This window comes from Mesorhizobium sp. Pch-S (assembly GCF_004136315.1).
GTDB lineage: Bacteria > Pseudomonadota > Alphaproteobacteria > Rhizobiales > Rhizobiaceae > Mesorhizobium.
This window is the reverse complement of sequence record NZ_CP029562.1, coordinates 2,301,040-2,327,008: the sequence shown is the minus strand read 5'-3', so window position 1 is coordinate 2,327,008 and position 25,969 is coordinate 2,301,040. Positions and strand designations below refer to the sequence as shown.

Sequence of the window (25,969 nt, the reverse complement as noted above, 5' to 3'; positions counted from 1 at the left end):
GAAGGCGCCGTTGCGGCGCCTTCATCCGTCTGCAGAAGTCACGCTGCCTTCAGCAGGTAGGCATCGTGTCTTTGCAGGAAGGCGTGCAGGCGTTCCGGATAGTCCGGGTCAACGGCTTGCCGCACGCTCGGTCGCTCCGCCAGCGCCGCCCGCCAGGCACGGACACGCGGTGTGTTGGCCAGAACGGCGGTGTCGGCAATCGTATCGAACAGGTCGAAGTAGCGGAACACCGGCGCAAAGACCGCGTCGACCAGGCTGAAATCCCTGCCGGCAAAGTAAGGTCCGTCGCCGAGCACCGCCTCGAGGCGCTCGAACTTGTCGGCGATGGCTGCGCGCTTCTGCTCATAGATTGCAGCATCCGCCGTCGTCTCCAGGCCCCAGATGTCGGAGAGGATGGTCGAGCCGTATTCCATCCAGGCGCGATGCTGGGCGCGCAGCAACGGATCGCTCGGATGGAGTTTGGGGCCGGCCCGCGTCTCTTCGATGTATTCGCAGATCACCGAGCTTTCGAAGAGCACGGCCTGCGGCCGATCGGGCTGCCGTATGATGAGCAGCGGCACCTTGCCGAGCGGCGACAGGCTGACGAACCATTGCGGTTTGTCGGCCAGGTCTATCAGCACCTTTTCGAAGGGCACGCCCTTTTCGCTGAGTGCGATGGCCGCGCGCTGCACATAGGGGCACAGATGATGGCTGACGAGCGTCAGATTTTGCACAGGAGCCTCCTCAAGCCGCGATCTTCATGCCTTCGGCCTGCATCGCCGCGCGCACGTTCGGACGTGCGCCGACACGGTCCATGAAGGCGCGCAGCTGCGGGAAGGCGGTGAGGTCGACTTTGGTGAAGGCGGACCAGCCGACGATGGTGAAGAGATAGGCGTCCGCGGCACTGAAGCGCTCGCCGGCGAGATAAGGTCCCGATTTTGCCAGATGGGATTCGACGACCCCCAGCCGCTCGGCGATCTTCTGGCGCGCGACATCCTGCGCCTGCGTGCCGTATTCGGGATGGAACAGCCATGGGCTGTACATCTTGTGCAGTTCGCTGGCGATGAAGTTGAGCCAGCTCTGCTGCCGGTAGCGCCCGGTCGATCCTTCCGGCTGCATCAGGCCGGCTTCCGGTTTGAGTCGGCGAGATACTGCACGATGGCAGCGCCTTCGGTCAGCACCGAGCCATCGTCCAGCTCAAGCGCGGGCACGTAGCCGTTCGGGTTGATGGTGGTGAAGTCCACCCCGGTTTCCGTCGGATGTGGAGTTTTGGCGAGGTTGACCTTTTCGAGGTCGAGTTCGATGCCTGCTTCCAGCGCGACGATGTGCGGCGAGAGCGAGCAGGTGCCGGTGGCGTAGTAGAGTTTCATGGCAGATCCTTCCGAGGATTGGTGTCGCCGCCGGTGGCGACAGCTTCCGCTGACAAGAATAGGATTGGCATCTGCGCATCGCTCATTGGGATTTTGCCCACTGCGCTTGCATGACTGCAAGCACAGAATGTGCTACCCACGCCCCCATGGATGACTGGAATGAATTGCGGCTGGTTCTTGCGGTTCAGCGCGAAGGAAGCCTGACCGGTGCGGCCAAGGCGCTTAACGTCGATCACTCGACGGCCTTTCGTCGGCTCAATGTCCTGGAAGCTCGGCTTGGCGTGCGCCTGTTCGAGCGCCTGCCCGGCGGTCTCTACCAGGCCACAGCGACTGGCGAACGCATGGCAGCGACCGCCGAGCGCGTCGAGGACGAAACGCTGGCGCTCGACCGCGACATTGCCGGGTCCGACCATCGGCTGTCGGGGCGACTGCGGGTGACGTCCTCGGAAACGCTGGCATACAGCCGGCTGCCGAACCACCTGGCTGCGTTTCGCCGGACGAATCCCGGCATCGTGGTCGAGCTGCTGATCGACAACCGCGTGCTCAGCCTGTCACGGCGCGAAGCCGACATCGCTTTGCGCCCGGTGCGCCCCAAGGAAGGCGACCTTTGGGGGCGCAAGCTCTGTGCAGCGGCCTGGACCTTCTTTGCCGCGCCCGCCTACCTGGAGGCCCTCGATGGCCCGGTCGGGGACGTCGGCGACCGGCAGGATCTGATTGGCTGGGAGGAGGGGGCTGCCGGTATCCAGGCAGCGGAATGGCTGAGCCGGGCAGCACCCGACAGCGCCTTCATCTATCGCACCAACAGCCTGGTCAATCAGTTTGTGGCGGCAAAGGCAGGCATCGGGCTGGCGCTGTTGCCCTGCTACCTCGGCGATGCCGATCCTGGCCTCGTGCGGGTGCGGCCGGAACCCTTGCCCGATCTGGAAGGGGAATTCTGGATCGTCACACATGCCGACCTGAAACGGACCGCACGGGTGCGCGCTTTCTTCGAACAGGTCGGCGACGGGCTGGCCCGCGAGCGCGACCTGTTCGAAGGAAGGATGCCCAGAACAACCAATTGGAGTGGAATGCCACGACAGCATTCCACTCCAGAGTCCGAGGCTAGACGATTTCGAGATAGGCGCTGAACTCGTAGTCCGTTACTTGCTCGGCGAAACCGGCGATCTCCTGCCGCTTGCAGGCGACCATCATCTGCCGAAGCACGGGCGCGAAGATTTCGGCCGCGATCGGGCCGCTCTCGAATGCATCCACCGCCTGGCCCCATTCTGCCGGGATCTTGCGCTGCTTCTTGGCCGAATAGGCGCGTCCCGTCTGCGGGGCCGTCGGCTTCCAGTTGTTTTTGATGCCGACCAGAGCCGCACCGAGGATCGCCGTCAGCACCAGATAGGGATTGGAATCTGCCCCGGCGACACGGTGTTCGATACGCCGCGCCTTCGGATTGCCGCCCGGAATGCGGATGGCCGCCGTCCGGTTTTCGTAACCCCAGGAGATCGAGGTCGGTGCGTGCGTGTCGGGCCGCAGGCGGCGGTAGGAGTTGTAGTGCGGCGCGAACATCAGCGTCGTTTCCGCCATGCCGCGCAGCAGGCCGGCGACCGCACTCTTCAGCACTGGCGAACCCTCGGCGGTGCCGTCGTCGAAGACGTTCTCGCCCTTGTCGTTCAGCAGGCTGAAATGCACATGCATGCCGTTGCCTGAACGTGTGCCGTAGGGCTTGGCCATGAAGGTTGCTGCCAGCCCATGCTTGCGTGCCACGCCCTTGACGATGCGCTTGAAGAAAACGCTGTCATCCGCTGCCTTCAACGGATCGTCGGTATGCAGAAGATTGATCTCGAACTGACCGATGCCGTTTTCGGCGATCGCAGCGTCGGCCGGCACGTCCTGCCTCGCGCATTCCTTGTAGACGTCCGAGAAGAACTCGCCGAAATCGTCCAGTTCATCGATCGAGAGAATGGCGTCGGAATCGAGCCGCTTGCCCGTATAGGGCGAGATCGGAGGCACGGCGCCGTCCGGCTCGGGGTCGATCAGGTAGAATTCCATTTCCGTCGCCACGACCGGCCGCAGACCCAGCTCGCGATACTGCGCGACGATCGCTGCCAGCGCCTGCCGCGGATCGGCCAGGAACGGGCGGCCATCCTCAAGGGACAATTGCAGCGGGATGAGCGCGCTTGGCCGTGAAGTCCAGCTGACCGGCAGCGGTCCACGTCCTGTCGCCTCGCAGATACCGTCGCCGTCACCCGTGGCGAAAACCTGCGTGCTGCCGATGATGTCCTCGCCCCAGACGTCGACGCCGACGATGGAAAGCGGCATGCGGATGCCGCCGCCGAGAACCTTGGATGCCTGTTCGACCGGGATGCGCTTGCCGCGCATGATGCCGTTCAGGTCGCAGACCACTGCCTGAACGCTTTCGATCGGGCCGTTTTTGTCAATCCATGCCTTTAACTGTTCTGATTCGCTCAATTTGAGCACCTATACCTTTCTTGTTGAGAGAGCCGCATTGCCCGGCGAAGCTGGCATTGTGCCCAGCGCGGGTCAAGCTGACCCGAAGTTGTGGATCAGCAGGTGGCGAATCCTGTCGACAAGCGGCACTCATGCGGCTAGGCGGTTGCAAACAGAGTTGCGGGAGCGGTCATGACCGGAAAAACCCTTATCGCACCGTCGGTGCTGTCGTCCGATTTCTCCAGGCTCGGCGACGAGGTCGAAGCCATCGTCGAGGCCGGCGCCGACTGGATCCACCTCGACGTCATGGATGGGCATTTCGTGCCCAACATCACGTTCGGTGCGCCGGTCATCAAGGCGATCCGCAACCGCACCAAAGCCTATTTCGACTGCCATCTGATGATCGCGCCGGTCGATCCCTATCTGGCAGCTTTCGCCGAGGCAGGCTGCGACGGCATCACCGTGCATGCCGAAGCCGGTCCGCATCTCGACCGGTCGCTGCAGACCATCCGCAATCTCGGCAAGAGGGCGGGTGTCGCGCTCAATCCCGGTACGCCGGAAAGCGTCATCGAATACGTGCTCGATCGCCTGGACCTCGTCCTTCTGATGACGGTCAATCCGGGCTTTGGCGGGCAGGCCTTCATCCCGGCGGTCGTCGAGAAGGTGAAGCGGGTCAAGGCGCTGATCGGTGACCGGCCGATCGACATCGAGATCGACGGCGGTGTTTCGCCTGAAACCGCGCCGCTGGTCACCGCTGCCGGCGCCAATGTTCTCGTTGCCGGCGCTGCCGTGTTCAAGGGCGGCACGGTCGAAGCCTATCGCAGCAACATCGCGGCGATCCGGACGGCCGCGGACAGAGCGGCGCTCTGACCTACGTTGCGCTTTAGGCGGTGCGTCCTTCGAGGCTCGCCCGTATAAGTTTCCCGATAATTCCGATGCTTTGCGGGTTCGCACCTCAGGATGAGGGCCGCTGTGCAACGATGCCCGAGTTCTGAAACACTTCAGAATTCTCGCCCGATGGCACAACGGGCCCTCATCCTGAGGTGCGAGCCCGCAAGCCGTTAGAAGATATAGTAAAAACTCAGGCGGGCGAGCCTCGAAGGACGCACCGGCAGGGTCTAACCGAAAACCCGGTTGCCGCCGATCCAGGTACCCTTCATGCCGACATCGTCGCTCAAGGCGACGATGTCGGCAGCCGTGCCTTTGGCAAAACGACCGAGCCGGTGCGACTGGCCGACGGCTTCAGCGGCATAGAATGACGCCATGCGCAGGGCTTCGGCCAGATCGATGCCGACCACCTTGTGCATGAAACGAACGGCCGAGATCATGTCCAGGTCGGCGCCGGCCAATGTGCCGTCGGCTAGACGCAGGCTGCCGTCCTTGCGGTAGATGGTGCGGCCGTTGAGCGTGAATTCGGTCATTTTGGTGCCGATCGTCGCCATGGCGTCGGTGACCAGGAAGATGCGTCCCGGGCCCTGCTTCGATTTCAGCGCGATCTCGATGGTTGCCGGATGCACGTGAATGCCATCAGCGATGAGGCCGGCGAACATCGTGCTGCTGTCGATCGCAGCACCGGCCAGTCCCGGTTCGCGATTGCCGATCTGGCTCATCGCATTGAACAGATGCGTCGCCATGGAAGCCCCCGCCGCGACATAGGCGGTTGCGGTTGCATAGTCGGTGTCCGAGTGGCCGAGGCTTACGACGATGCCGGCCTTCGCCAGCGCTTCGACCTGGGCAGCGCTTGCCGATTCCGGAGCGACCGTGGTCTGCAGGACCGGCAGCTGCGCCCTGGCTGCGATCAACGCCGCCTGATCGGCTTCGTTCATCGGCCGGATCAGCTTGGGATCGTGCGCACCCTTGCGCGCAAGCGACAGATGCGGCCCCTCCAGATGCAGGCCGAGGAAGCCAGGCAGCTTGCGCCGTGCGGCTTCGGCACCTGCCGCGATTGCTGCAGCCGTGATCTCTGGAGTGTCGGTTATCAGTGTCGGCAGCAACGCCGTGGTACCGAACGGCATGTGCGCGCGGCAGATCGTTTCGATCGAAGCGAGGTCAGGGTGGTCGTTCAGCATCACGCCGCCGCCGCCATTGACCTGCAGGTCGATGAAGCCGGGTGCCAGGATGCCGCCGTCGAGGTCGACGATATCGGCCTCGGGTGGAATGGTGCTGCGCCCGGCAATCGCCTCGACCAGCCCGTCGGCGACGATCAGGGCGGCATCGTCATGCCAGTCGGCGCCGTCGAAGATGCGTGCGCCGGTGAGTGCGAAATACTTGCTCATACGGTTTCCGTCACCTTGCGCAGGTTTGGCGGCGTGTCGGGATCGAGGCCGCGATGACGAGCGAAGGACTCCACGAAAGCGTAGAACGATACGATCAGCGTCAGCGGGTCGGTCAGCGGATGCCCGGTGGCAACGTGTGGCAATGTCGTTGCGTTCCTGGCCAGCGTCGAGGTGATGAAGGTGGCGGCACCCTTGGCGGCAAGGGTGTCAGCGGCGGCGGCGAGCGACGGTTCCGAGGCATCACGGGCAGCAAGCGCCAGCACCGGGAATTTCGGGCCGACCAGTGCCATCGGGCCGTGCATGACTTCCGCGCCGCTGTAGGCCTCTGCGTGCACTGCGCAGGTTTCCTTGAACTTCAGCGCTGCTTCCGAGGCGATCGCGAAGGACGGGCCGCGGCCCAGGATGAAGAACGAGTTGTGTCCGTCCAGTGCTGCGGTGAGCGGGCTCCAGTCGCAGGCGACAGCCTTGCTGAAATGCTCGGGCAGCTGCTTCAGGGCGGCAATCAGCGCTTCGTCGCCAGTGGCATGCGCCATCAGTGCCAATCCGGCGACTGCCGAATTGACGTAGGTCTTGGTGGCGGCGACGCTGAGTTCCGGCCCGGCCAGGATGTCGACGGCATAGTCCGCGGCGCGTGCCAGCGGCGAATCGGCCGTGTTGGTGAGCGCGATGGTCAGCGCGCCGCCCGCGCGCGCGCTTTCAGCCATGGCGACGATGTCCGGGCTCTTGCCTGATTGCGAGATGGCAAGGCAGGCCGAACCGTTCAACCGCAGCTTGGCGCCGTAGATCGAGGCCACCGAAGGACCGACCGAAGCGACGGCGAGCCCGGCGGTCAGTTCCACGGCGTATTTCATGAAGGTGGCGGCATGGTCGGAAGAGCCGCGGGCCACGGTGATGATGAAGTTGGGGTCGCGTTCGCGGATGCCGCATCCGGCCTCAGCCAGAACCTTGCCGGATCCCTCAAGAAGACGGGCGGTTGCCTCGGGGATCTCCTGGACCTCGCGGAGCATATGGGATTTTGTTGTTGTCATTGCCGCACTCCGTTGTCGTCGCTGGTCACGCCAAGCCTCAGCTCGGCGACAAAATCATAGGCATCGCCGCGATAGACCGAGCGTGTGAACTCGATCACCTTGCCGCTGGCGAGATAGGAGATGCGCTCGATGCGCAGGCTGGCCGAGCCCGTTGGCGCATCGAGCAGCCTCGCATCCGCCTCGTTGAGATTGACGGCGGAGATGCGCTGGACTGCGCGCACCGGCCGGTTGCCGGTTGCTTCCAGGGCCGCATAGAGCGAAGAGCCGACAACACTCGGATCGGGCAGCGCATTGACCGAAAGCGAAGCGCGCTCGATCGCCAGCGGCGTATCATTGGCGATGCGCAGACGTGCCACACGGGCGACCATTTCGCTGGCGGCCAAACCCAGAACCATCATCTCTTCCGGTGACGGGGCATAAAGCCCGCGGTCGAGCCAGGTCGAGCGCACAGCCTTGCCACGCCTGGCCATGTCTTCGGTGAAGGAGGTGAGCCGCGACAGCGATTGTTCGACGCGTTCCATGCGCGGTGCCACGAACGTGCCGGAGCCATGGCGCTGCACCAGGACGCCACCCTTGACCAGATCCTGCACAGCCTTGCGCACCGTGACGCGGGAGATGTCGGCCATCGAGGCGATGTCGCGCTCCGAAGGCAGCGCGTCGCCCGGGCCGATCAGGCCGCGGTTCACGGCATCCTCGATGCTGCGACGAAGCTGGAGATAGAGCGGCGCACCGCTTTGCGAGGCTTGCTTGAGCGAGGCAAAGATGACGTCCGCCGCTTCGCTCATCGTGCCGTCTCCGCCATGTCGGCGAATTTTCGGACCGCCATCCGCACGGAGCCGCCCAGGGCATCGTCGAGCGGTGTCTTCAGCAGTGCCCGAAAACGTTCGGAGAGGCGCGGCGCATAGAGTGGGGCGAGCCCGCCGAGCAGGCACAGCGGATCGCCGGTCTGCAGGTCGAGCACGCCGAGTGAGGCTTCCACATCCGCGACCGACTTGTCGACGATCCACATCGCGACGACGTCGCCTTTGGCGGCGTTCTCGAACACCTTCGGTGCAAACCCGCCGAAATCGCCGGGTTTTGCGTGGGTGGTGAATTCGACCAGGTCCTGCGGATTGTCGCGGAAGATGCCCATCATCTCACGGGTCAGCGGCGAGGCTTCGCGGATGCCGTCATAGGCCAGCAGGGTCTGTTCGAGAAGATCGCGCCCGATGCGCGCGCCGCTGCCCTGGTCGCCGACCTGGAAACCCCAGGCGCCGACCGAACGCGACTTGCCCTGCTTGCGCACCATATAGGCGGTGCCTGTGCCGAGGATGGCGATGGCGCCGTCGCCGGAGCCGACCGCGCCTTCGAGCGCGATCTCGAAATCCGTCTCCACGCTGGAGCGGCTGAACGGCAGGATCGCTTCCAGCTGCTGCTTGTAGGTGCCGACATTGGCACCGGCGAGCCCCAGTATGGCCGGCGTCTGTGTGATCAGTTCAGGGTCTTCGCCCGCCGCGAGAAATGCCTGCCTGGCAGCGTCCACGATATGCGTGCGCGCGCCGGTCAGGTCACTGCGGATGTTGGCCGCGCCCGATTTCGCGCGACCGAGGATCTCACCGCTCGCCGTTGCGAGCGCTGCCCTGCAGCTGGTGCCGCCGCCGTCAATGCCGAGCACGAAAGTCACGCTGAAATCTCCTCTTGCTGGATAATACCAATAAAATACCAATAGCCAAGGATAAATTTATGGTTCGATTCAATAATCGCTATTCGTATGAAATTATTGGAAATTTTATGCGCAAGAAGAACAGGCCATTACGAAATTGCTAATGCCAGTGGACAAGTGGTATTTTTTTGGTATTGTCAAAGAAGGTGGAGGAAACGGAATGGCGCAGAAGCGCACAGAAGCGCAGCATCGAGATGCCGAGGGGCTGGATATCCAGGCGCCCGAGGCCGTATTGAAGTCGCTGGCCGAGGCCCAGATCGAGGCCGCTGGCGCCGTGCGCGAAGCCATTCCCGCCATTGCCGCCGCATCCGCATTGATCTCCGAGCGCCTCAAGTCCGGCGGACGGCTCGTCTATGCCGCCGCAGGCAGTTCCGGCCTCATGGCTGTCGCCGATGCGCTCGAGCTTCCCGGGACTTTCGGCATCAAACGCGATCGCATTGTCATCCTCATCGCCGGTGGTGATGAAGCTTTCCACAATCTTGCGGGTGGTCCCGAGGACGACGAGGAAGAGGCCGCTGCCGGAATTGCAGGAGCCGGCGTCACCTCGGCCGATTGCGTCATTGCTCTTTCGGCCAGCGGCTCGACTCCCTATGCGGTTCGTGCCTTGCGTGACGCGCGCCAGCGCGGCGCCGCGACGATCGCGATCGCCAACAATGGCGACACGCCGCTGCTCAATGCCGCCGACGTCGCCATCCTGCTGAAAACCCCGCCGGAAGTCATCGCCGGCTCGACCCGCATGGGTGCGGGCACCGCCCAGAAGATCGCGCTCAACATGATGTCGACCTTGGCTGCCGTCCATCTGGGCCACGTCCATGACGGCTACATGGTCAATCTTTTCGCCGACAACGCCAAGCTGCGCGACCGCGCGGCGCGCATCGTCACTGCCATAACCGGGCTCGATCGCGATGCCGCCGACCGCTCGCTCGAGCAGAGTGGTGGCGCGGTGAAGACTGCCATTCTGCTCGCCGCCGGTGCTGAAAGCGTCGATGCGGCCGAGGGAATATTGGAGAAGACCGGCCAGAAGCTGCGGCCGGCCCTTTCCGCCATCAGAGGAGAACAGGGGGCGTGAAGCCTCCGTCTCGTCAAAACCGAACCTGAAAAAGGTCAACAGGGAGACTGAGCATGAAGACGAAACTTCTTACGGCACTACTTTTAGGCTCCAGCGTACTCGGCTTTGCCGGCGTGGCGTCGGCCGCCGATGCCACGCTCAACATCGAGAGCTGGCGCGGTGACGACCTCGCCATCTGGAAGGACAAGCTGATCCCGGCTTTCGAAGCGAAGAACCCCGGCATCAAGGTCGTGTTCGCGCCTTCGGCTCCAACCGAATATGACGCGGCACTCGGCGCCAAGCTCGCCGCGGGTTCGGCTGGCGACCTGATCACCTGCCGTCCGTTCGACAAGTCGCTCGAGCTGTACAAGAAGGGCGATCTCGCCGACCTGACCAAGCTGTCGGGCATGGAGAACTTCTCCAGCGTTGCCAAGGCTGCCTGGACCACCGACGACGGCTCGGCCACCTTCTGCGTGCCGATGGCCTCGGTCATCCATGGCTTCATCTACAACAAGGACGCCTTCGAGAAGCTCGGCCTCAAGATTCCGCAGACCCGCGACGAATTCTTCGCTGCTCTCGACAAGATCAAGGCCGACGGCACCTACATACCGATGGCCATGGGCACCAAGGATCTCTGGGAAGCCGCGACCATGGGCTACCAGAACATCGGTCCGAATTACTGGAAGGGCGAAGAGGGTCGTCTGGCGCTGATCAAGGGCGAGCAGAAGCTGACCGACAAGGACTGGGTCGAGCCCTACGCCGAACTCGCCAAGTGGAAGCCTTATCTCGGGGATGGCTTCGAGGCGCAGACCTATCCGGACAGCCAGAACCTGTTCACGCTCGGCCGCGCTGCCATCTATCCGGCGGGCTCGTGGGAAATCGGCCTGTTCAACACCCAGGCCCAGTTCAAGATGGGCGCCTTCCCGCCGCCGGTCGGCAAGGCCGGCGACACCTGCTACATCTCCGACCACACCGATATCGGCATCGGCCTGAACGCCAAGAGCAAGAATGCCGACGCGGCCAAGACCTTCCTGACCTGGGTCGCCTCGCCGGAATTCGCCACCATTTATGCCAACGCTTTGCCTGGCTTCTTCAGCCTGAATTCGTCGCCGGTGAAGATGGAAGATCCGCTGGCGCAGGAATTCGTTTCCTGGCGCGAGAAGTGCAAGCCGTCGATCCGCTCGACCTATCAGATCCTGTCGCGCGGCACGCCGAACCTGGAGAACGAGACCTGGGTTGAATCGGCCAACGTCATCAACGGCACCGATACGCCGGAAGTCGCGGCCGAGAAGCTGCAGAAGGGCCTCGACAGCTGGTACAAGCCGGCGAAGTAAGACTGCGAAACGACCGGGCCACGGCTAGCCGTGGCCCGGTCTGTCCCTAACTAATTTCCGATTGTCGGCGCGGTTCCTCGCCCTTACGCTCTTGTTGTTTTACGCAATTCCGGACGGAAAGCCGCTACGCACTTTTCCTGGAATTGCCCGATGAAGACTGGAGAAGGGGCGCCGGCTTCATGTCCACCGTTTCCTCGAAATCGAGGAAGATACGGTGGATGCGCGAGGGATGGCATTCCGAAAATTTGAAGCGGAAACGCTCTGGAGGCGGCAAGGACCGAGCTCATGGCTGCAGCATCGAAAAAACCGTTCCGTTGGCATATCGGCGTCTTCCTGGCGCCGGCGGTGCTCGTCTACACGGCGATCATGATCCTGCCTTTGTTCGGCACGCTGCAGCTTTCGCTGTTCCGTTCCATCGAGCAGGTGCAGACCTTTGTCGGCTTCGACAATTTCCGCACCTTGTTCACCGATCCGTCCTGGTCGTTCAACTTCTGGAATGCGCTGAAGAACAATGTCTGGTTCTTCATCATCCACATGGTGGTGCAGAACCCGATCGGCGTCATGCTGGCAGCACTTCTGTCCAGCCCGAAACTGCGCTTCACCGCGTTCTATCGCACTGCGATCTTCATCCCGACCATCCTGTCTTTCGTGATCGTCGGTTTTGCCTGGAAACTGATCCTGTCGCCGATCTGGGGCGTCGCTCCAGACCTCATGGGGATGGTCGGCCTCAAGAGCCTGTTCACGCCCTGGCTCGGCAAGGAGCAGTATGCGCTGACCGCGCTCAGCCTGATCTCGGTCTGGCAGTTCGTCGGCATCCCGATGATGCTGATCTATGCCGCGCTCCTGTCCATCCCCGACGAGGTGATCGAAGCCGCCGAATGCGACGGCATTACCGGCTGGTCGCAGTTCTGGAAGATCAAGCTGCCGCTGATCCTGCCCGCCATCGGCATCATCTCGATCCTGACCTTTGTCGGCAATTTCAACGCCTTCGACCTGATCTACACCGCGCAGGGCGCGCTGGCCGGGCCTAACTATTCGACCGATATCCTGGGCACGTTCCTCTATCGCGCCTTCTTCGGTTTCCAGCTGCAGGTGGGTGACCCGCACATGGGCGCCACCATCGCCACCATGATGTTCCTGATCATCCTGATCGGCGTCTGCTTCTATCTCTTCCTCGTGCAGCGGCGCCTGCGCCGCTACCAGTTCTGAGGTTTCACGATGAGCAAGGCCACCACCTCCCTGCCGCGGACCATTGGCGCACACGCGATCCTGCTGGCTTACACCATCATCGCGCTGTTCCCGGTCTTCGTCGTCGTCATCAACTCGTTCAAGTCGCGCCAGGCGATCTTCCAGCAGCCGCTGACGCCGCCGACGCCCAAGACCTTCGACCTGATCGGCTACACCACCGTGTTCGGCCAGGGCGATTTCTTCCTGTATTTCCAGAACAGCCTGATCGTTACCGTCGTGTCGCTGTTCTTCGTGCTGCTGTTCGGCGCCATGGCAGCCTTCGCGCTGTCGGAATACCGCTTCCGCGGCAACACGCTGATGGGCCTCTATCTGGCGCTCGGCATCATGATCCCGATCCGCCTCGGCACGGTTGCCATCCTGCAGCTGATGGTGGCCTCAGGGCTGGTCAACACGCTCACGGCGCTCATCCTGGTCTACACCGCGCAGGGCCTGCCGCTCGCCATCTTCATCCTGTCGGAATTCATGAAGGGCGTATCGGACGACCTCAAGAACGCCGGCCGCATCGACGGGCTGTCCGAATACACGATCTTCTTCCGCCTGGTACTGCCGCTGGTGCGTCCGGCCATGGCCACCGTCGCGGTCTTCACCATGATCCCGATCTGGAACGACCTGTGGTTCCCGCTGATCCTGGCGCCTTCGGAGGCGACCAAGACCGTCACGCTCGGCGCGCAGATCTTCCTCGGTCAGTTCGTCACCAACTGGAACGCCATCCTGGCGGCGCTGTCGCTGGCGATCCTGCCGGTTCTGGTCCTCTACCTGATCTTCTCGCGCCAGCTCATCCGCGGCATCACCTCGGGTGCCGTGAAGTAGGCCACCGTTTCAAACCAAGAACCAAGAAAAACAAGACAGGGACAACACAGTGACTTCGACGAAACCCATACGCGTGGTTGTTGCCGGCCTCGGCAATATGGGCCGCAGCCATGCTCTGGCCTACTATAACAACCCTGGCTTCGAGATCGCGGCGCTCGTCAACCGTTCCGACGTGCCGCTGCCGGGTGGACTGGCCGGCCATGAGATTCGCCGCTCCTTCGAGGACGCGCTGCGCGACGAGAAGCCGGAGCTGGCCTGCATCGCCACCTATTCGGACAGCCATGCCGATTATGCGGTCAAGGCTTTCGAAGCCGGCTGCCATGTCTTCGTCGAAAAGCCGCTGGCAACGACGGTTGCCGACGCCCAGCGTGTCGTCGATGCCGCCAAGGCCAATGGCAAGAAGGTGGTGATCGGCTACATCCTGCGTCACCACCCGTCCTGGATGCGGCTGATCGCCGAAGCCCGCAAGCTGGGCGGTCCCTATGTCTTCCGCATGAACCTCAACCAGCAGTCGTCGGGCCCCACCTGGCAGACGCACAAGCAGCTGATGCAGACGACATCGCCGATCGTCGACTGCGGCGTGCATTATCTCGACGTCATGCTGCAGATCACCGATTCCGCACCTGTCGAGGTGCGCGGCATGGGCGTGCGCCTGTCCGATGAGGTCGCACCGACCATGTACAATTACGGCCACCTGCAGGTGCTGTTCGAGGATGGTTCGGTCGGCTGGTATGAAGCCGGCTGGGGTCCGATGATTTCCGAGACCGCCTTCTTCGTGAAGGACGTGATGTCGCCGAACGGCTGCGTATCGATCGTCATGGCCGAAGGTGTGAAGTCGGACGACATCGATACCCACACCAAGACCTCGACCATCCGCCTGCATCAGGCCGCGACCGGTTCGGACGGCAAGTTCCTGAAGCCGGACGAACTGCTTTCCATGGAAGGCGAGCCCGGCCACCAGGAACTCTGCGATCTAGAGCAGGCCTTCGTGCTGAAAGCCATCCGCGAGGACATCGACCTCACCCGTCATATGGACGATGCCGTGCGTTCGCTTGCCGTCTGCCTTGCGGCCGACGAAAGCGTCCGCACCGGCAAGCCCGTCAAACTCTAACAATCGAGCGAGGAACAGCCGTGGGCTCTCTGAAGATCGAGAATGTCAAGAAATCCTTCGGTCCGGTGGATGTGCTGAAGGGCATCGACCTCGACGTCAAGGATGGCGAATTCGTCGTCTTCGTCGGCCCGTCGGGCTGTGGCAAGTCGACCCTGCTGCGCGTCATCGCCGGCCTGGAGGACGCGACCTCCGGCCGCGTGCTGATCGACAGCCAGGAAGTCACCTCGACGCCGCCAGCCAAGCGCGGCATCGCCATGGTGTTCCAGACCTATGCGCTCTATCCGCACCTCACCGTGCGCGACAACATGGCGCTCGGCCTGAAGCAGGCTGGCGAGCCGGCGGCCGAGATCGACAAGCGCATCACCACAGCGTCCACCATGCTGTCGCTTGAGCCGTATCTCAAGCGCCGCCCGGCAGAACTGTCCGGCGGCCAGCGTCAGCGCGTCGCCATCGGCCGGGCCGTGGTGCGCGAGCCGAAGCTGTTCCTGTTCGACGAGCCGCTGTCGAACCTCGACGCCGCGCTGCGTGTCAACACGCGTCTGGAGATTGCGCAGCTGCATCGCCGTCTCAAGGCGACGATGATCTACGTCACCCACGACCAGGTCGAGGCGATGACGCTGGCCGACAAGATCGTGGTGCTGAACGCCGGCCGCATCGAGCAGATCGGTGCGCCAATGGAACTTTATCATGCGCCGGCCAATGAATTCGTTGCCGGTTTCATCGGCTCGCCGAAGATGAACTTCATCGATGGTGCAAGGCTGGGCGAAAGCGTCAAGACGGTCGGCGTGCGCCCCGAGCACCTGACGGTCGACAGGAATGCAGGCGCCTGGAAAGGTACGGTGGTGCATACCGAACATCTCGGCGCCGACACCAACGTCTATCTCGACTGCGAAAAGGCAGGCCTGATCACCGTGCGCCTCTTCGGCGTCTACGATGCCGAGCCGGGCTCGACGCTTTACGCGACGCCGGATGCGGCCAGGACCTACCGCTTCGATGCGGACGGCAAGACGATCAAATGAAAAATGGCGCCATCGGGCGCTTTCCCTTCTCCCCTTGAGGGAGAAGGTGGCCGAGCCGTAGGCGAGGTCGGATGAGGGGTGCTGGACGGAGTGCGGGGCTGGCAGATACTGGAAACTTGAAATGAGGCCCAGCATCGAAGCGCCTCGTTTCTTCCAACACCCCTCATCCGCCTTCGCTTCGCTCAGGCACCTTCTCCCTCAAGGGGAGAAGGGGAAAAATCAGCCGACGAAGGCGCGTTCCACCACGAAGCTTGCCGGAGCGCTCAGCGAGCCCTCGACGAAGCCGAGGTTCTCCGCCATTTCCTTGACGTCCTTCAGCATGTGCATCGAACCGCAGATCATGATGCGGTCGGTTTCCGGGTTCAGCGCCTCGATGCCGAGATCGGTGTAGAACTTGCCGGACCCGACGAGCGCAGTGATGCGGCCCATGCGATCGGACGTTTCGCGTGTCGTCGAGTTGTACAGCGTCACGCGGCCATTGGTGAACTCGCCGATCAGCGGATCCTCGGCTAGCGATGCCACCAGCTCTTGTCCGTAGGCCAGTTCGGCGACATCGCGGCAGGTGTGGGTGAGGTAGACGTGCTCGAACTTCTCATAGGTGTCAGGATCGCGCAGCAGGCTGGCGAAGGGCGCGATGCCGGTGCCGGTCGAGATCATGAACAGGCGCTTGCCCGGCGTCAAAGCGTCCAGCACCAGCGTGCCGGTCGACTTCTGGCGCATCAGCACGGTGTCGCCAGGCTGGATCTTTTGCAGGTGCTGGGTTAGCGGGCCATCCGGCACCTTGATCGAGAAGAATTCGAGTTCCTCATCCCAGGCCGGGCTTGCCACGGAGTAGGCACGGAACACCGGCTTCTCGGCATTGGGCAGGCCGATCATCACGAACTCGCCGGAACGGAAGCGCAGCGACTGCGGCCGGGTGATACGGAAGGCGAAAAGGCGGTCGGTGTAGTGTTTCACCGAAACGACCTTCTCGGCATAGACATTCGCCGGAATCGGAAATTCCAGCGGCTTGGCGGCGTCCGTGCTGGGGGCGGAAGCGGTGCTCATCGAACCAACCTTTTCCTGATGCTTCAGAGTGGAAAGCAGTGGCATTCCACTCTGACGTTTTGTCTGTCGCATGACCTTTATCCGAAAAGTCTGCAACTTTTCGGGGTCATGCTTTGGCCGTCCTGCGTGTCCGCTTGGCGGGCCCCGATATGCCACGGCATTGGTCAGGGGGCAGGCTCTTGTTTCGGAAATCTATTAGTATACAAATGAACTTAGCGTCAAGATCGAGCCGTGGAACGCCTTTCCAAACTGGCCCTTACAGGCAGTTGGGACATTTCGGATTTTGGCAATGGATGAGAAAGTTCCGGCGCAATCGAACCCAGCACAATCAGATAGTGTCGTCGCCGGCATCGATGTTGGCGGCACCTTCACCGACCTGATCCTCATCGACGGCCGCGGCGGTGGCAAGGTGCGCATCGCCAAGACGCCGACGACTCTCGACAACCAGGCCTTCGGTGTTGTTTCGGCGCTCGGGGCGACCGGTTTCTCCGCTGCGGCGATCGACCTCATCGTGCACGGCACCACCACCACCACCAACGCGGTGCTGGAGCGCCGGCTGGCCAGGACCGGCATGATCACCACGGCGGGCTTCCGCGATGTGATCGAACTCGGTCGGCGCACGCGCCCGCAGGCCTATGGCATGACCGGGACCTTCGTGCCGATCATTTCCCGCAACCTGCGGCTTGAGGTCGCGGAACGCATGGAAGCCTCTGGCGCGGTGCGTGTGCCGCTGGATGAAGCGGCGGTGCGGCGCGCCGTGCAGACCCTGCTGGCGGCGGGCTGCGAATCCCTCGTCATCCATTTCCTGCATGCGTATGCCAATCCGGCGCATGAGCGCCGCGCCGCCGAGATCGCAAAGGAGCTTTGGCCGAACGACCACATCACCGCCGGCCACACGCTTCTGTCGGAGGCGCGCGAGTTCGAGCGGGGTGTGACGGCCTCCGTCAACGCCGCCGTGCAGCCGATCCTCGAGCGTTATGTCGCGAAACTGCGCAATGAACTGGCCGCCCAGGGATACGAACGCGACTTCCTGATCATGAACGGCAATGGCGGCATGATCTCGGCGCGGTTCGTGGCGCGGGAGGCGGCCAAGACGGTGATGTCCGGTCCTGCCTCCGGCGTGATCGCCGCGGCCTATACCGGTCGCCGTTCCGGCCATCGCAATCTCGTCACCTACGACATGGGCGGCACGTCCACCGACGTGGCCCTGATCCGCGATGCCGAGCCTGCGGTCTCCAACGAGATCGAGCTCGAATATGCCATGCCGATCCATGTGCCGATGGTGGCGGTGCATACCGTCGGCGCGGGTGGCGGTTCGATCGCCCGTGTCGATGCCGCCGGCCTGATCCGCGTCGGCCCGGAAAGCGCCGGCGCCAGTCCCGGCCCGATCTGTTATGGTCGCGGCGGCAGCGAACCGACCATCACCGACGCCAATCTGGTGCTCGGCCGCCTTTCCCCGAACAAGCTGCTGGCGGTCGCCAATCCGGTTGCGGTGGAAAGCGTCACCCGCGTCTTCGAAGACAGGATCGGGCTGTTCACCAACCTTTCCGGTGTCGAGGCGGCAGGCGCCGTGCTGCGGCTCGCCAACATGAAGATGGCCGGCGCAATCCGCATGGTCTCGGTCGGCCGCGGTCATGATCCGCGCGACTTCACCCTGTTTGCCTTTGGCGGCGCCGGCCCGCTGCACGCCAGCGCACTGGCGCGCGAACTCGGCCTGCCGCGCGTCCTGGTGCCGGCCAGGCCCGGCATCACCAATGCACTGGGCTGCGTGGTCGCCGACCTCAGGCACGATTTCGTCAACACGCTGAATCGTCCGGTTGCCACCTTGGATGAAGAGCAGGTGCATCGCGTCCTCGACGGTCATCGCGCCGAAGGCGAGGCGCTGATCGCCAAGGAGGCGGTGAAACCGCGGGCGGTCCGCATCAGCCATTCCGCAGACATGCAGTTCATCGGCCAGACCCACCTGATCAATGTGCCGCTGCCGTCGTCCAGAGTTGATCGGGCCACACTGCAGGACTTGTTCGAGAAGGCCTATTTTTCCCGTTTCAAGGTCGAGCTGCCGGAAATCCGCGCCAATCTCGTCAATCTGAACACCTCCGTCATCGGCGTGCGTCCGGAGGTTGACCTCTCTGCGCTGATCGATCCGGCTGGCCGGGCTCCCACGCTGAAGAAGGCGCGGCTGGAAATCCGCCCGGTCTGGTATGACGGCACCTGGCATGACACGCCCGTCTATGCGCGCGACAGCCTGCCGCTCGACGCCGTCATCAAAGGTCCGGCGATCATCGAGCAGATGGACGCCACCACGGTGCTGGAACCCGGTGACAAGGCGACCAGCGACGCGGATGGGAACCTGATCGTGGAGGTCGGCAGCCGATGACGCACACGCTCGACGCCATCACCCTTTCCGTCATACAGGCCGCGCTGCAGCAGGTCTGCGACGAGATGGACCTCACCTTCTCGCGCGCCGCCTTTTCCCCCGTCATCGCCGAGGCCAATGATCGCTCCGACGGCATCTATTCGGCCGTCGATGGTTCGCTGATCGCCCAGGGTTCGCAGGGCCTGCCGGTCTTTGTCGGCGTCATGCAGCACTCGACGAAAACGGTGATCGAGATGATCGCGGCCGGCCGTTGCCTGCCGCCGCAGCCGGGCGATATCTACATCGTCAACGACCCCTATCTCGGCGGCACGCATCTGATGGATGTGCGCTTTGTCATGCCGGTCTATCGCAACGGCAACATCTTCTGCTGGCTCTCCAACACCGGCCATTGGCCCGACATCGGCGGTGCGGTGCCGGGGGGCTTTTCCGCTTCGGCCACCGCCGTCGAGCAGGAAGGGCTGCGTCTGCCGCCGGTGAAGCTGTTCAAGCAGGGAAAGCTCGATCCCGAGATCTACGCCATCATCTGCTCCAACATCCGTGTCGCCGACCAGCGCATCGGCGACATCAAGGCACAGGCTGCTGCCTTGCTGGTCGGCCAGGACAGGCTCGGCGAAATCCTCGATCGCTATGGCGACGGGACCGTCTCGGCGGCGATCCGGGAACTGCGCCAGCGCGCCGCCGAGCAGATGCGTGCCAACATCGCTGCGATCCCGGACGGCGTCTATCGCTCGAAGGCTTTTGTCGATTCAGATGGTGTTGTCGACGAACCACTGACCATCGCGCTCGCGGTGGAGAAGAAGGGCGATACGCTGACCTTCGACTTCGCGGGCTCCTCGAAGCCCTGTGCGGGACCGATGAACAGCGTTTTGGCGACAACGCTGTCTTCCGTCTATCTCGCCATGCGCCATATCTTCCCGGATGTACCGATCAGCGCCGGCGCTTTCGAGCCGCTTGTCGTCAAAAGCCCGGAAGGCACCTTCCTGGACGCCAGATATCCGCGCCCGGTGTCCGGTTGCGCGGCGGAAGTGTCGCAGCGCATCGCCGAAGCTGTATTCGCCGCCATGGTGCAGGCCCTGCCGGGCAATGTGACGGCGGCTCCCGCTGGCTCCAGCGGCAATTTCGCGCTTGGCGGCCATGATCCCGTCCGTGGCCGCGACTTCGTCATGTACCAGATCTCCGGTGGCGGCTATGGCGGCAATGCCTGGCATGATGGCCTGTCCAATGGCTGCTCGACCATCGGCATTTCGAAGTCGCCGCCGGTCGAGATCATGGAGCAGGCTTTCCCGGTGCTCTACCGGCACTACGCCCTGCGCGAGGGATCCGGTGGCGCCGGTCGGCATCGCGGCGGCATGGGCCTCGCTTATGAGGTCGAGCTGCTGCGCGGCGAGGCGCGTGCTTCCTTCGTCATGGACCACGGCCGTTTCGGGCCGCAGGGCGTTCTCGGCGGCAAGGATGGCGCCGTCAACACCGTGACCGTGATCCGCGACGGCAAGGAACATGTTCCGCCGCACCTCTCCAAGGAGCAGGATATCCCGTTGAAAGCTGGTGACCGTGTGCGTGTCGGCACCCCGGGCGGTGGCGGCTATGGCAACCCGCTCGAACGCTCGAGCGAGGCCGTCCGGCATGATGTCGCCATGGGATATTACACCGCCGAGGAGGCGGACCGGCTGTTCGGGTGATCTCGAAGCCGGCGACGGGTGCAGTCACTCCGCCCTGACGAAGCCTTCGGAGGCCTTGAGGAGGCGTCTTGTGTAGTCCTGAGTGACGGTGTGGGAGACGAGGTCGGTTGCGGCGAGCTGTTCGATCGCTTCGCCGTTCTGCATCACCATGAGGCGCTCGCACATGTGGTTGATGACGGCGAGATCGTGGCTGACCATGAGGTAGGTGAGCTTGCGGTCACGCCGCACCTGTTCGAGCAGGTTCAGCACCTCCGCCTGCACCGAGGCATCGAGTGCCGAGGTCGGCTCGTCGAGCAGCAGGATCGACGGTTCCAGGATCAGGGCGCGCGCGATCGCCACACGCTGGCGCTGCCCGCCAGACAGCTGGTGCGAATAGCGGAAGCGGAAGCCGGAGCTCAGGCCAACCTCCTCCAGCGCACGCCGGATGCGGACCTCGCTGTCACCGATACCATGGATGGCTAGCGGCTCCTGCAGCAGCCGGTCCACCGTCTGGCGTGGATGCAGCGAACCATAAGGGTCCTGGAACACCATCTGCACCTGCCGGTAGAAGTCGCGGTCGCGCTTGCGGCCGAGTGGCTTGCCGTTGACGCTGATGCTGCCCGAGGCAACCGGGGCAAGACCGGCAATGGCGCGCAGCAGTGTCGACTTGCCGGAGCCGGATTCGCCGACCAGCCCGAAGGATTCACCCGGCTGCACCTCGACGCTGACGCCTTTCAGCGCCCTGAAGTGATCGAAGACGACTTCGACCCCGTCTGCCTGAAGTGCCGCCGTCATGCCGCCCACTCCGCCTTGCGTGCCAGCACCGGCAGCGGATGCCGGTCATTGCCGATCTTGGGCATGCAGTCGAGCAGGCCTTGTGTGTAGGGATGCTGTGCGTTGGCCAGCTCCGAGGCCGGCAGCTGTTCCACCACCTTGCCGGCATACATGACCACGACACGGTCGCAGAAGGAGGAGACGAGCCTGAGATCATGCGAGATGAAGATCAGGCCCATGCCACGCTCCGCCACCAGCCGGTCGAGGATGGCCAGCACATCGAGCTGCACCGTCACGTCGAGCGCCGAGGTCGGCTCGTCGGCGATCAGCAGCTCCGGATCGGCAATCAGCATCATGGCGATCATGGCGCGCTGGCCCATGCCGCCCGAGACCTCATGCGGATAGAGATCGAAGACACGTCTGGGATCGCGGATCTGCACGGCTGCCAGCATGTCGAGGGCACGTTCCCTTGCCTCGGCCTTCGAGACCTTCTCATGGGTGCGCAGGGTCTCGACGATCTGGCGGCCGATGCTGATGACGGGATCGAGCGAGTACTTCGGATCCTGCAGGATCATGGCGACGCGCTTGCCGCGCAGCGCCCTGCGCTCGCGGGCCGGCAGCGACAGCAGATCGATGCCGTCGAACTGCAGCCTGTCGGCGCTGACCTCGGCCCTCGGATCGGTGAGGCCCATGATGGCACGGCCGGTCTGGGACTTGCCGGAGCCGGATTCACCGACGATGCCGAGGCGTTCGCGTCCTACCGAGAAGGAGACGCCGCGCACCGCTTCGATGACACCGGTGCGGGTGGGAAAGCGGACCCTGAGGTTGTCGACCTCGAGCAGGTTCTTCTCAAGAGCACTCATTGGCCCGAGCTCCTTGGATCGAGCGCATCGCGCAGGCCGTCGCCGAGCAGGTTGAAGCCGAGGCTGACGATGAGGATGGCCATGCCGGGCATGGCAGCCACCCACCACTGGTCGAGGATGAAGCGGCGACCCGATGCGATCATCGCGCCCCATTCCGGCAAGGGTGGCTGCGCGCCGAGGCCAAGGAAGCCGAGGCCCGCGGCGATGATGATGATGCCTGCCATGTCGAGGGTGACGCGCACGATCAGCGAGGAGATGCACATCGGCATGATATGGCGCAGCACGATGCGTCCGGGCGACGCTCCCATGATCTCGACGGCCTTGATGTAATCCGAATTGCGCACCATCAGCGTCTCGGCGCGCGCGATGCGGGCATAGGGCGGCCATGAGGTGATGGCGATGGCGATGATGGCATTCTCGATGCCGGGCCCGAGTGCCGCGACGAAGGCCAGCGCCAGGATCAGCTTCGGGAAGGCCAGGAAGATATCGGTGATGCGCATCAGGATCGCATCGGTCCAGCCGCCGGCGTAACCGGCGACAGTTCCGACGATGAGGCCGATCGGTGCGGCGATCAGCGCGACCAGCACGATGACATAAAGCGTCAGCCGCGAGCCGTAGATGACGCGCGAGAGGATGTCGCGGCCCTGGTCGTCGGTTCCCATCCAGTGGGTCCAGTCAGGCTCCAGCAGGCGTGAGCCGCGCAGATCGCCGACCACCGGCGAGTAAGGTGCCAGCAGGCCGGCGAAGATGGCGACGAACACCAGTGTCAGGATGATGAAAAGCCCGATCACCGCCAGCTTGTTGGCAGTGAAGCGGCGCCAGGTCATGTAGGAACGGCCGAGCCGCGCCTGGGCACGCGATTGCGGCCGCTCTGACAGCAGCCATTCGCGCCAGCTTGTCTTCGAGGTGTCGGCTATGCTCATGACCGCGTCCTCGGGTCGAGAAGCTGGTAGAGCAGGTCCGACAACAGATTGAGCGCGATGAACACCGCGCCGATCATGATGGTCGCTCCGAGCACGGCGTTCATGTCGGCGTTCTGCAGCGAATTGGTGAGATAAAGTCCGATGCCGGGCCATGAGAACACCGTCTCCGTCAGCACCGAACCTTCGAGCAGGGTGGCATAGGAAAGCGCGATCACCGTCACCAGCGGCACGGCGGCATTGCGCAGCGCATGCCCCCAGATGATGCGAGCTTCCGAGAGGCCCTTGGCACGCGCGGCCACGACATATTCCTGGGCAAGTTCGTTCAGCATGAAGGAACGCGTCATGCGGCTGATATAGGCCATGGAGGTATAGCCGAGCAGCGATGCCGGCAGGATGATATGCGAGAACACGTCGCGGAACGCGCCCCAGTCGCGCTGGATGATGGCGTCGACCAGATAGAGCCCGGTGACTGGCGTGAAGGTGTATTCATAGGCGATGCCGATGCGCCCCGGTCCCTCGACCCAGCCGAGCCTTGCGTAGAAGACGAGAAGGCCGAGCAGGCCAAGCCAGAAGATCGGCATCGAATAGCCGATCAGGCCGATGACGCGCACGGCCTGGTCGATGAACGAGCCGCGTTTGACCGCTGCCAGCACGCCGAGCGGGATACCGAACAGCAGGCCGATCAGCGTGCCGACCGTTGCCAGTTCCAGCGTCGCCGGGAAGACGCGGCGAATGTCCTGCATGACCGGATAGGTCGACAGCACGGAGGTACCGAAATCGCCCTGCAGCGCCTTCTGGACGTAGAGCAGGAACTGCTGCCAGACCGGCAGGTCGAAGCCGTATTGCTGGCGCGCGGCCGCAACCACGCTGGCCGGCGCGCGATCGCCGACGATCGCCAGCACCGGGTCGATCGGCATGACGCGCCCGATGAAGAAGGTCACCGCGATCAGCCCCAGGAAGGTGACCGCGGCAATGAAGACGAAGCGCAGCAGCGCAAGCCCGAGGGCGGAGGCTTTTTTGCGCCTCCGCCCCGGCTCATTGGTCGTGTGGGCGAGTGACAAGGTCGGTTACTTGGTCACTGTTTACTTGGTTACCGGCGCCACGAAATTGGTGTCGAAAGTCGGCCCGAGCTTGAAGCCCTGCACGTTCTTGCGCAGGCCGGCGACCTCGGTCTGCTGCCAGATGAAGTTGAACGGACCCTGTTCGCGGATCTTCGTCTGAACATCCTGGTACATCTGGGTACGCTTGGCGGGGTCACGCTCGAGCAGGGCCGCCGCCGACTCTTTCTGGATGTCTGCCGGCACGTCCCACGCATTGCGCCAGGCCAGCGTTTTGTTCATGGAATCGTCGGCATTGTTCGGGTTGGTGGCGAAGGTTTCCGAATTGGAATTCGGATCCCAGTAGTCGACGCCCCACATCAGAATCGCGGCGTCATGCTGGCGGGCGCGGTAGCGGGTCAGCAGCTGCTTGAAGTCTTCCGGGACCAGCTCGATCTTGATGCCGGCCTGCGCCGCGGTCTGCTGGATCGACTCGGCGACGCCGGATTCCGGCTGGCCGCTGCGCGTATCGAGCGTGATGGTGAAGCCGTCCTTCAGGCCGGCCTTTTCCAGCAGTTCCTTGGCCTTGGCGATGTCGAGCTTGTAAGGCTTGTTGTCGACCGAGCCGAGGATGCCCTTGGGCAGGAAGTTCTGGTGCACCACGCCGATGCCCTTGAGCAGCGTGTCGCCGAGGGCGTCGTAGTCGATGAGATATTTGAAAGCTTCCCGCACTTCCGGCTTGGCGAGGTTCGGGTTCTTCTGGTTGAGGCTGACGTAATAGACCGTGCTCTTCGGCACCGAGGCAGTGGCAAGGTCGGCATTCTTGCCGACGGCTTCGTAGTCGCCCGGCTGCAGGTTGCGGGCGATGTCGATGTCGCCCTTCTCCAGCAGCAGGCGCTGCGCGGCACTTTCCTTGACGTGGCGGTAGATGACGCGCGTCATGTTGCCCTTGGTGCCGTAGTAGTTGTCGTTGCGCTCCAGCACCACGACTTCATTGGCGCGCCATTCGCGGGTCTTGTACGGACCGGAACCGGCATAGTTGGTCTTCAGCCAGGCATTGCCGAAATCATTGTCGAACTTGTAGTCGGCGCTCGGCGTGGCGGCGGCGACATGTTCCTTGACCAGCTTGCTGTCGACGATGGCGCCGACGGTGGCGGTCAGGCAGTTCAGCACGAAGCTTGGTGCATAGGCCTTGTCGACCGTGAACACGAAGGTCGAGGCATCCGCCGCCTTCGCCTTTTCGGCGACGTTGTCGCCGGTCAGTCCGAACTGCTGGATGATGAAGGCGGGGCTCTTGTTGAGCTTGACGGCGCGCTCGAACGAGTAAGCCACGTCCGCGGCGGTGATCTCATTGCCGGAAGCGAACTTCAGGCCCGGCTTCAGCTTGAAGGTGTAGGTCAGCGCATCGTCCGAGACGGTCCAGCTTTCGGCGATGCCGCCGACCACCTTGGTGGTATCGTTGGCATCGAGGCGGACCAGCATGTCGTAGGTATTGCCGGTGATCTCGCCGGTCGACAGCTCGAAGGCCTCGGCCGGGTCGAGCGAGATGATGTCGTCGATCGCCCAGGCCTGGACCAGCGTGTCGGGCGGGGTGTCGGCCAGCGCCGGTGCGCCAGCATAGACCAGGGCGGCGAGCGCGGCACCGGTCAGGAAGGTGCGCGAGCGGACAGCGATCTTGTGCATCATCATCTTCTATTTTCCTTGTTTCGTCGCCCCTGTTCCCCGTGTGGGACGCGACGTCGTTGCGCCGACAGGCCTTGTTTGTTGAAGCCTCGAACAACCATATCCGGCGCCTCTCGACCCGGCAACGAGCATTTGTGTGACAAAAGCCGATCGATCAGAGCGTGTTGAGTTTAGAGCGACGCAGGCCCGTTCATAATGGTTTGCACTTCTCTTGCAGGGCATGAACCTCAACACGCCCCAAAACGT

24 protein-coding genes are annotated in these 25,969 nt (G+C 63.4%); 10 read left to right on the top strand and 14 right to left on the bottom strand.

What is annotated here, in order from left to right; genetic code table 11:
- Window positions 1-38: 38 nt before the first annotated feature.
- From C1M53_RS10650 to C1M53_RS32470, 3 genes are read right to left on the bottom strand one after another with little or no spacing between them, the layout of a single operon-like run.
- On the bottom strand, window positions 39-713 hold the full coding sequence (locus C1M53_RS10650) for a glutathione S-transferase family protein (protein ID WP_129412226.1): 675 nt from the start codon (window positions 711-713) through the stop codon (window positions 39-41).
- Between the two features lie 10 nt (window positions 714-723).
- Window positions 724-1,098, bottom strand: coding sequence for a glutathione binding-like protein (locus C1M53_RS32475; RefSeq protein ID WP_348630038.1), 375 nt, complete (start codon window positions 1,096-1,098; stop codon window positions 724-726).
- Entirely contained in the window at window positions 1,098-1,349 is a 252-nt protein-coding gene (locus tag C1M53_RS32470) for a glutathione S-transferase N-terminal domain-containing protein (protein ID WP_348630037.1), read from the bottom strand. The genes C1M53_RS32475 and C1M53_RS32470 overlap by 1 nt, the downstream gene beginning before the upstream one ends.
- 146 nt (window positions 1,350-1,495) lie before the next feature.
- Here C1M53_RS32470 and C1M53_RS10640 point away from each other — a divergent pair, with 146 nt between their 5' ends.
- Window positions 1,496-2,476, top strand: a complete 981-nt coding sequence (locus C1M53_RS10640; protein ID WP_129412225.1) for a LysR family transcriptional regulator — start codon at window positions 1,496-1,498, stop codon at window positions 2,474-2,476.
- Here C1M53_RS10640 and C1M53_RS10635 read toward each other — a convergent pair.
- Entirely contained in the window at window positions 2,451-3,806 is a 1,356-nt protein-coding gene (locus C1M53_RS10635) for a glutamine synthetase family protein (protein WP_165358114.1), read from the bottom strand. The two genes, C1M53_RS10640 and C1M53_RS10635, sit on opposite strands and share 26 nt — an antisense overlap.
- A gap of 171 nt (window positions 3,807-3,977) precedes the next feature.
- Here C1M53_RS10635 and rpe point away from each other — a divergent pair, with 171 nt between their 5' ends.
- Window positions 3,978-4,655: a ribulose-phosphate 3-epimerase gene (gene rpe, locus C1M53_RS10630; RefSeq protein ID WP_129412223.1), complete on the top strand. Its 678-nt coding sequence runs from the start codon at window positions 3,978-3,980 to the stop codon at window positions 4,653-4,655.
- Window positions 4,656-4,903: 248 nt separating this feature from the next.
- Here the strand turns inward: rpe and nagA are convergent, their stop codons facing one another.
- From nagA to C1M53_RS10610, 4 genes are read right to left on the bottom strand one after another with little or no spacing between them, the layout of a single operon-like run.
- Window positions 4,904-6,061 carry an N-acetylglucosamine-6-phosphate deacetylase gene (gene nagA, locus C1M53_RS10625; RefSeq protein ID WP_129412222.1) on the bottom strand — a complete coding sequence of 386 codons (1,158 nt, stop codon included), beginning with the start codon at window positions 6,059-6,061 and terminating at the stop codon, window positions 4,904-4,906.
- Entirely contained in the window at window positions 6,058-7,089 is a 1,032-nt protein-coding gene (locus tag C1M53_RS10620) for an SIS domain-containing protein (protein WP_129412221.1), read from the bottom strand. The genes nagA and C1M53_RS10620 overlap by 4 nt, the downstream gene beginning before the upstream one ends.
- Window positions 7,086-7,874 carry a GntR family transcriptional regulator gene (locus C1M53_RS10615; protein ID WP_129412220.1) on the bottom strand — a complete coding sequence of 263 codons (789 nt, stop codon included), beginning with the start codon at window positions 7,872-7,874 and terminating at the stop codon, window positions 7,086-7,088. Before C1M53_RS10615 ends, C1M53_RS10620 begins: the two co-directional genes overlap by 4 nt.
- A complete protein-coding gene (locus tag C1M53_RS10610; protein ID WP_129412219.1) occupies window positions 7,871-8,752 on the bottom strand; it encodes an N-acetylglucosamine kinase in 882 nt (293 codons plus the stop codon). The genes C1M53_RS10615 and C1M53_RS10610 overlap by 4 nt, the downstream gene beginning before the upstream one ends.
- 199 nt (window positions 8,753-8,951) lie before the next feature.
- Here C1M53_RS10610 and C1M53_RS10605 point away from each other — a divergent pair, with 199 nt between their 5' ends.
- From C1M53_RS10605 to C1M53_RS10580, 6 genes are all read left to right on the top strand, one after another.
- Window positions 8,952-9,860: an N-acetylmuramic acid 6-phosphate etherase gene (locus C1M53_RS10605; RefSeq protein ID WP_129412218.1), complete on the top strand. Its 909-nt coding sequence runs from the start codon at window positions 8,952-8,954 to the stop codon at window positions 9,858-9,860.
- Window positions 9,861-9,913: 53 nt separating this feature from the next.
- On the top strand, window positions 9,914-11,173 hold the full coding sequence (locus tag C1M53_RS10600; RefSeq protein WP_129412217.1) for an ABC transporter substrate-binding protein: 1,260 nt from the start codon (window positions 9,914-9,916) through the stop codon (window positions 11,171-11,173).
- Window positions 11,174-11,458: 285 nt separating this feature from the next.
- On the top strand, window positions 11,459-12,382 hold the full coding sequence (locus tag C1M53_RS10595) for a sugar ABC transporter permease (protein WP_129412216.1): 924 nt from the start codon (window positions 11,459-11,461) through the stop codon (window positions 12,380-12,382).
- Between the two features lie 9 nt (window positions 12,383-12,391).
- The gene (locus C1M53_RS10590; RefSeq protein WP_129412215.1) at window positions 12,392-13,231 is read left to right on the top strand and encodes a carbohydrate ABC transporter permease; all 840 of its coding nucleotides are present in this window, start codon (window positions 12,392-12,394) and stop codon (window positions 13,229-13,231) included.
- 49 nt (window positions 13,232-13,280) lie between these two features.
- Window positions 13,281-14,342 carry a Gfo/Idh/MocA family oxidoreductase gene (locus C1M53_RS10585; protein WP_129412214.1) on the top strand — a complete coding sequence of 354 codons (1,062 nt, stop codon included), beginning with the start codon at window positions 13,281-13,283 and terminating at the stop codon, window positions 14,340-14,342.
- A gap of 20 nt (window positions 14,343-14,362) precedes the next feature.
- The gene (locus tag C1M53_RS10580) at window positions 14,363-15,361 is read left to right on the top strand and encodes an ABC transporter ATP-binding protein (protein WP_129412213.1); all 999 of its coding nucleotides are present in this window, start codon (window positions 14,363-14,365) and stop codon (window positions 15,359-15,361) included.
- Between the two features lie 219 nt (window positions 15,362-15,580).
- Here the strand turns inward: C1M53_RS10580 and C1M53_RS10575 are convergent, their stop codons facing one another.
- Window positions 15,581-16,408: a ferredoxin--NADP reductase gene (locus tag C1M53_RS10575; protein WP_129412212.1), complete on the bottom strand. Its 828-nt coding sequence runs from the start codon at window positions 16,406-16,408 to the stop codon at window positions 15,581-15,583.
- A 289-nt stretch (window positions 16,409-16,697) separates the two neighbouring features.
- On the opposite strand from C1M53_RS10575, the gene C1M53_RS10570 reads away from it, so the two are divergent.
- Window positions 16,698-18,785: a hydantoinase/oxoprolinase family protein gene (locus tag C1M53_RS10570; RefSeq protein WP_129412211.1), complete on the top strand. Its 2,088-nt coding sequence runs from the start codon at window positions 16,698-16,700 to the stop codon at window positions 18,783-18,785.
- Window positions 18,782-20,464 (top strand): hydantoinase B/oxoprolinase family protein, encoded by a 1,683-nt coding sequence (locus C1M53_RS10565; protein WP_129412210.1) that lies wholly within the window; start codon window positions 18,782-18,784, stop codon window positions 20,462-20,464. The genes C1M53_RS10570 and C1M53_RS10565 overlap by 4 nt, the downstream gene beginning before the upstream one ends.
- A gap of 24 nt (window positions 20,465-20,488) precedes the next feature.
- Here the strand turns inward: C1M53_RS10565 and C1M53_RS10560 are convergent, their stop codons facing one another.
- Genes C1M53_RS10560 through C1M53_RS10540 form a run of 5 tightly spaced genes read right to left on the bottom strand, consistent with a single transcriptional unit; the run spans window position 20,489 to window position 25,729 of the window.
- The gene (locus C1M53_RS10560) at window positions 20,489-21,238 is read right to left on the bottom strand and encodes an ABC transporter ATP-binding protein (protein WP_129412209.1); all 750 of its coding nucleotides are present in this window, start codon (window positions 21,236-21,238) and stop codon (window positions 20,489-20,491) included.
- Window positions 21,235-22,080, bottom strand: a complete 846-nt coding sequence (locus C1M53_RS10555; protein WP_129412208.1) for an ABC transporter ATP-binding protein — start codon at window positions 22,078-22,080, stop codon at window positions 21,235-21,237. Before C1M53_RS10555 ends, C1M53_RS10560 begins: the two co-directional genes overlap by 4 nt.
- Complete coding sequence (gene nikC / locus C1M53_RS10550; RefSeq protein WP_129412207.1) at window positions 22,077-23,003, bottom strand: nickel transporter permease; 927 nt, start codon at window positions 23,001-23,003, stop codon at window positions 22,077-22,079. Before nikC ends, C1M53_RS10555 begins: the two co-directional genes overlap by 4 nt.
- A complete protein-coding gene (locus C1M53_RS10545) occupies window positions 23,000-24,064 on the bottom strand; it encodes an ABC transporter permease (RefSeq protein ID WP_129412206.1) in 1,065 nt (354 codons plus the stop codon). Before C1M53_RS10545 ends, nikC begins: the two co-directional genes overlap by 4 nt.
- A gap of 21 nt (window positions 24,065-24,085) precedes the next feature.
- Window positions 24,086-25,729, bottom strand: a complete 1,644-nt coding sequence (locus tag C1M53_RS10540) for an ABC transporter substrate-binding protein (RefSeq protein ID WP_129412205.1) — start codon at window positions 25,727-25,729, stop codon at window positions 24,086-24,088.
- Window positions 25,730-25,969: the final 240 nt, after the last annotated feature.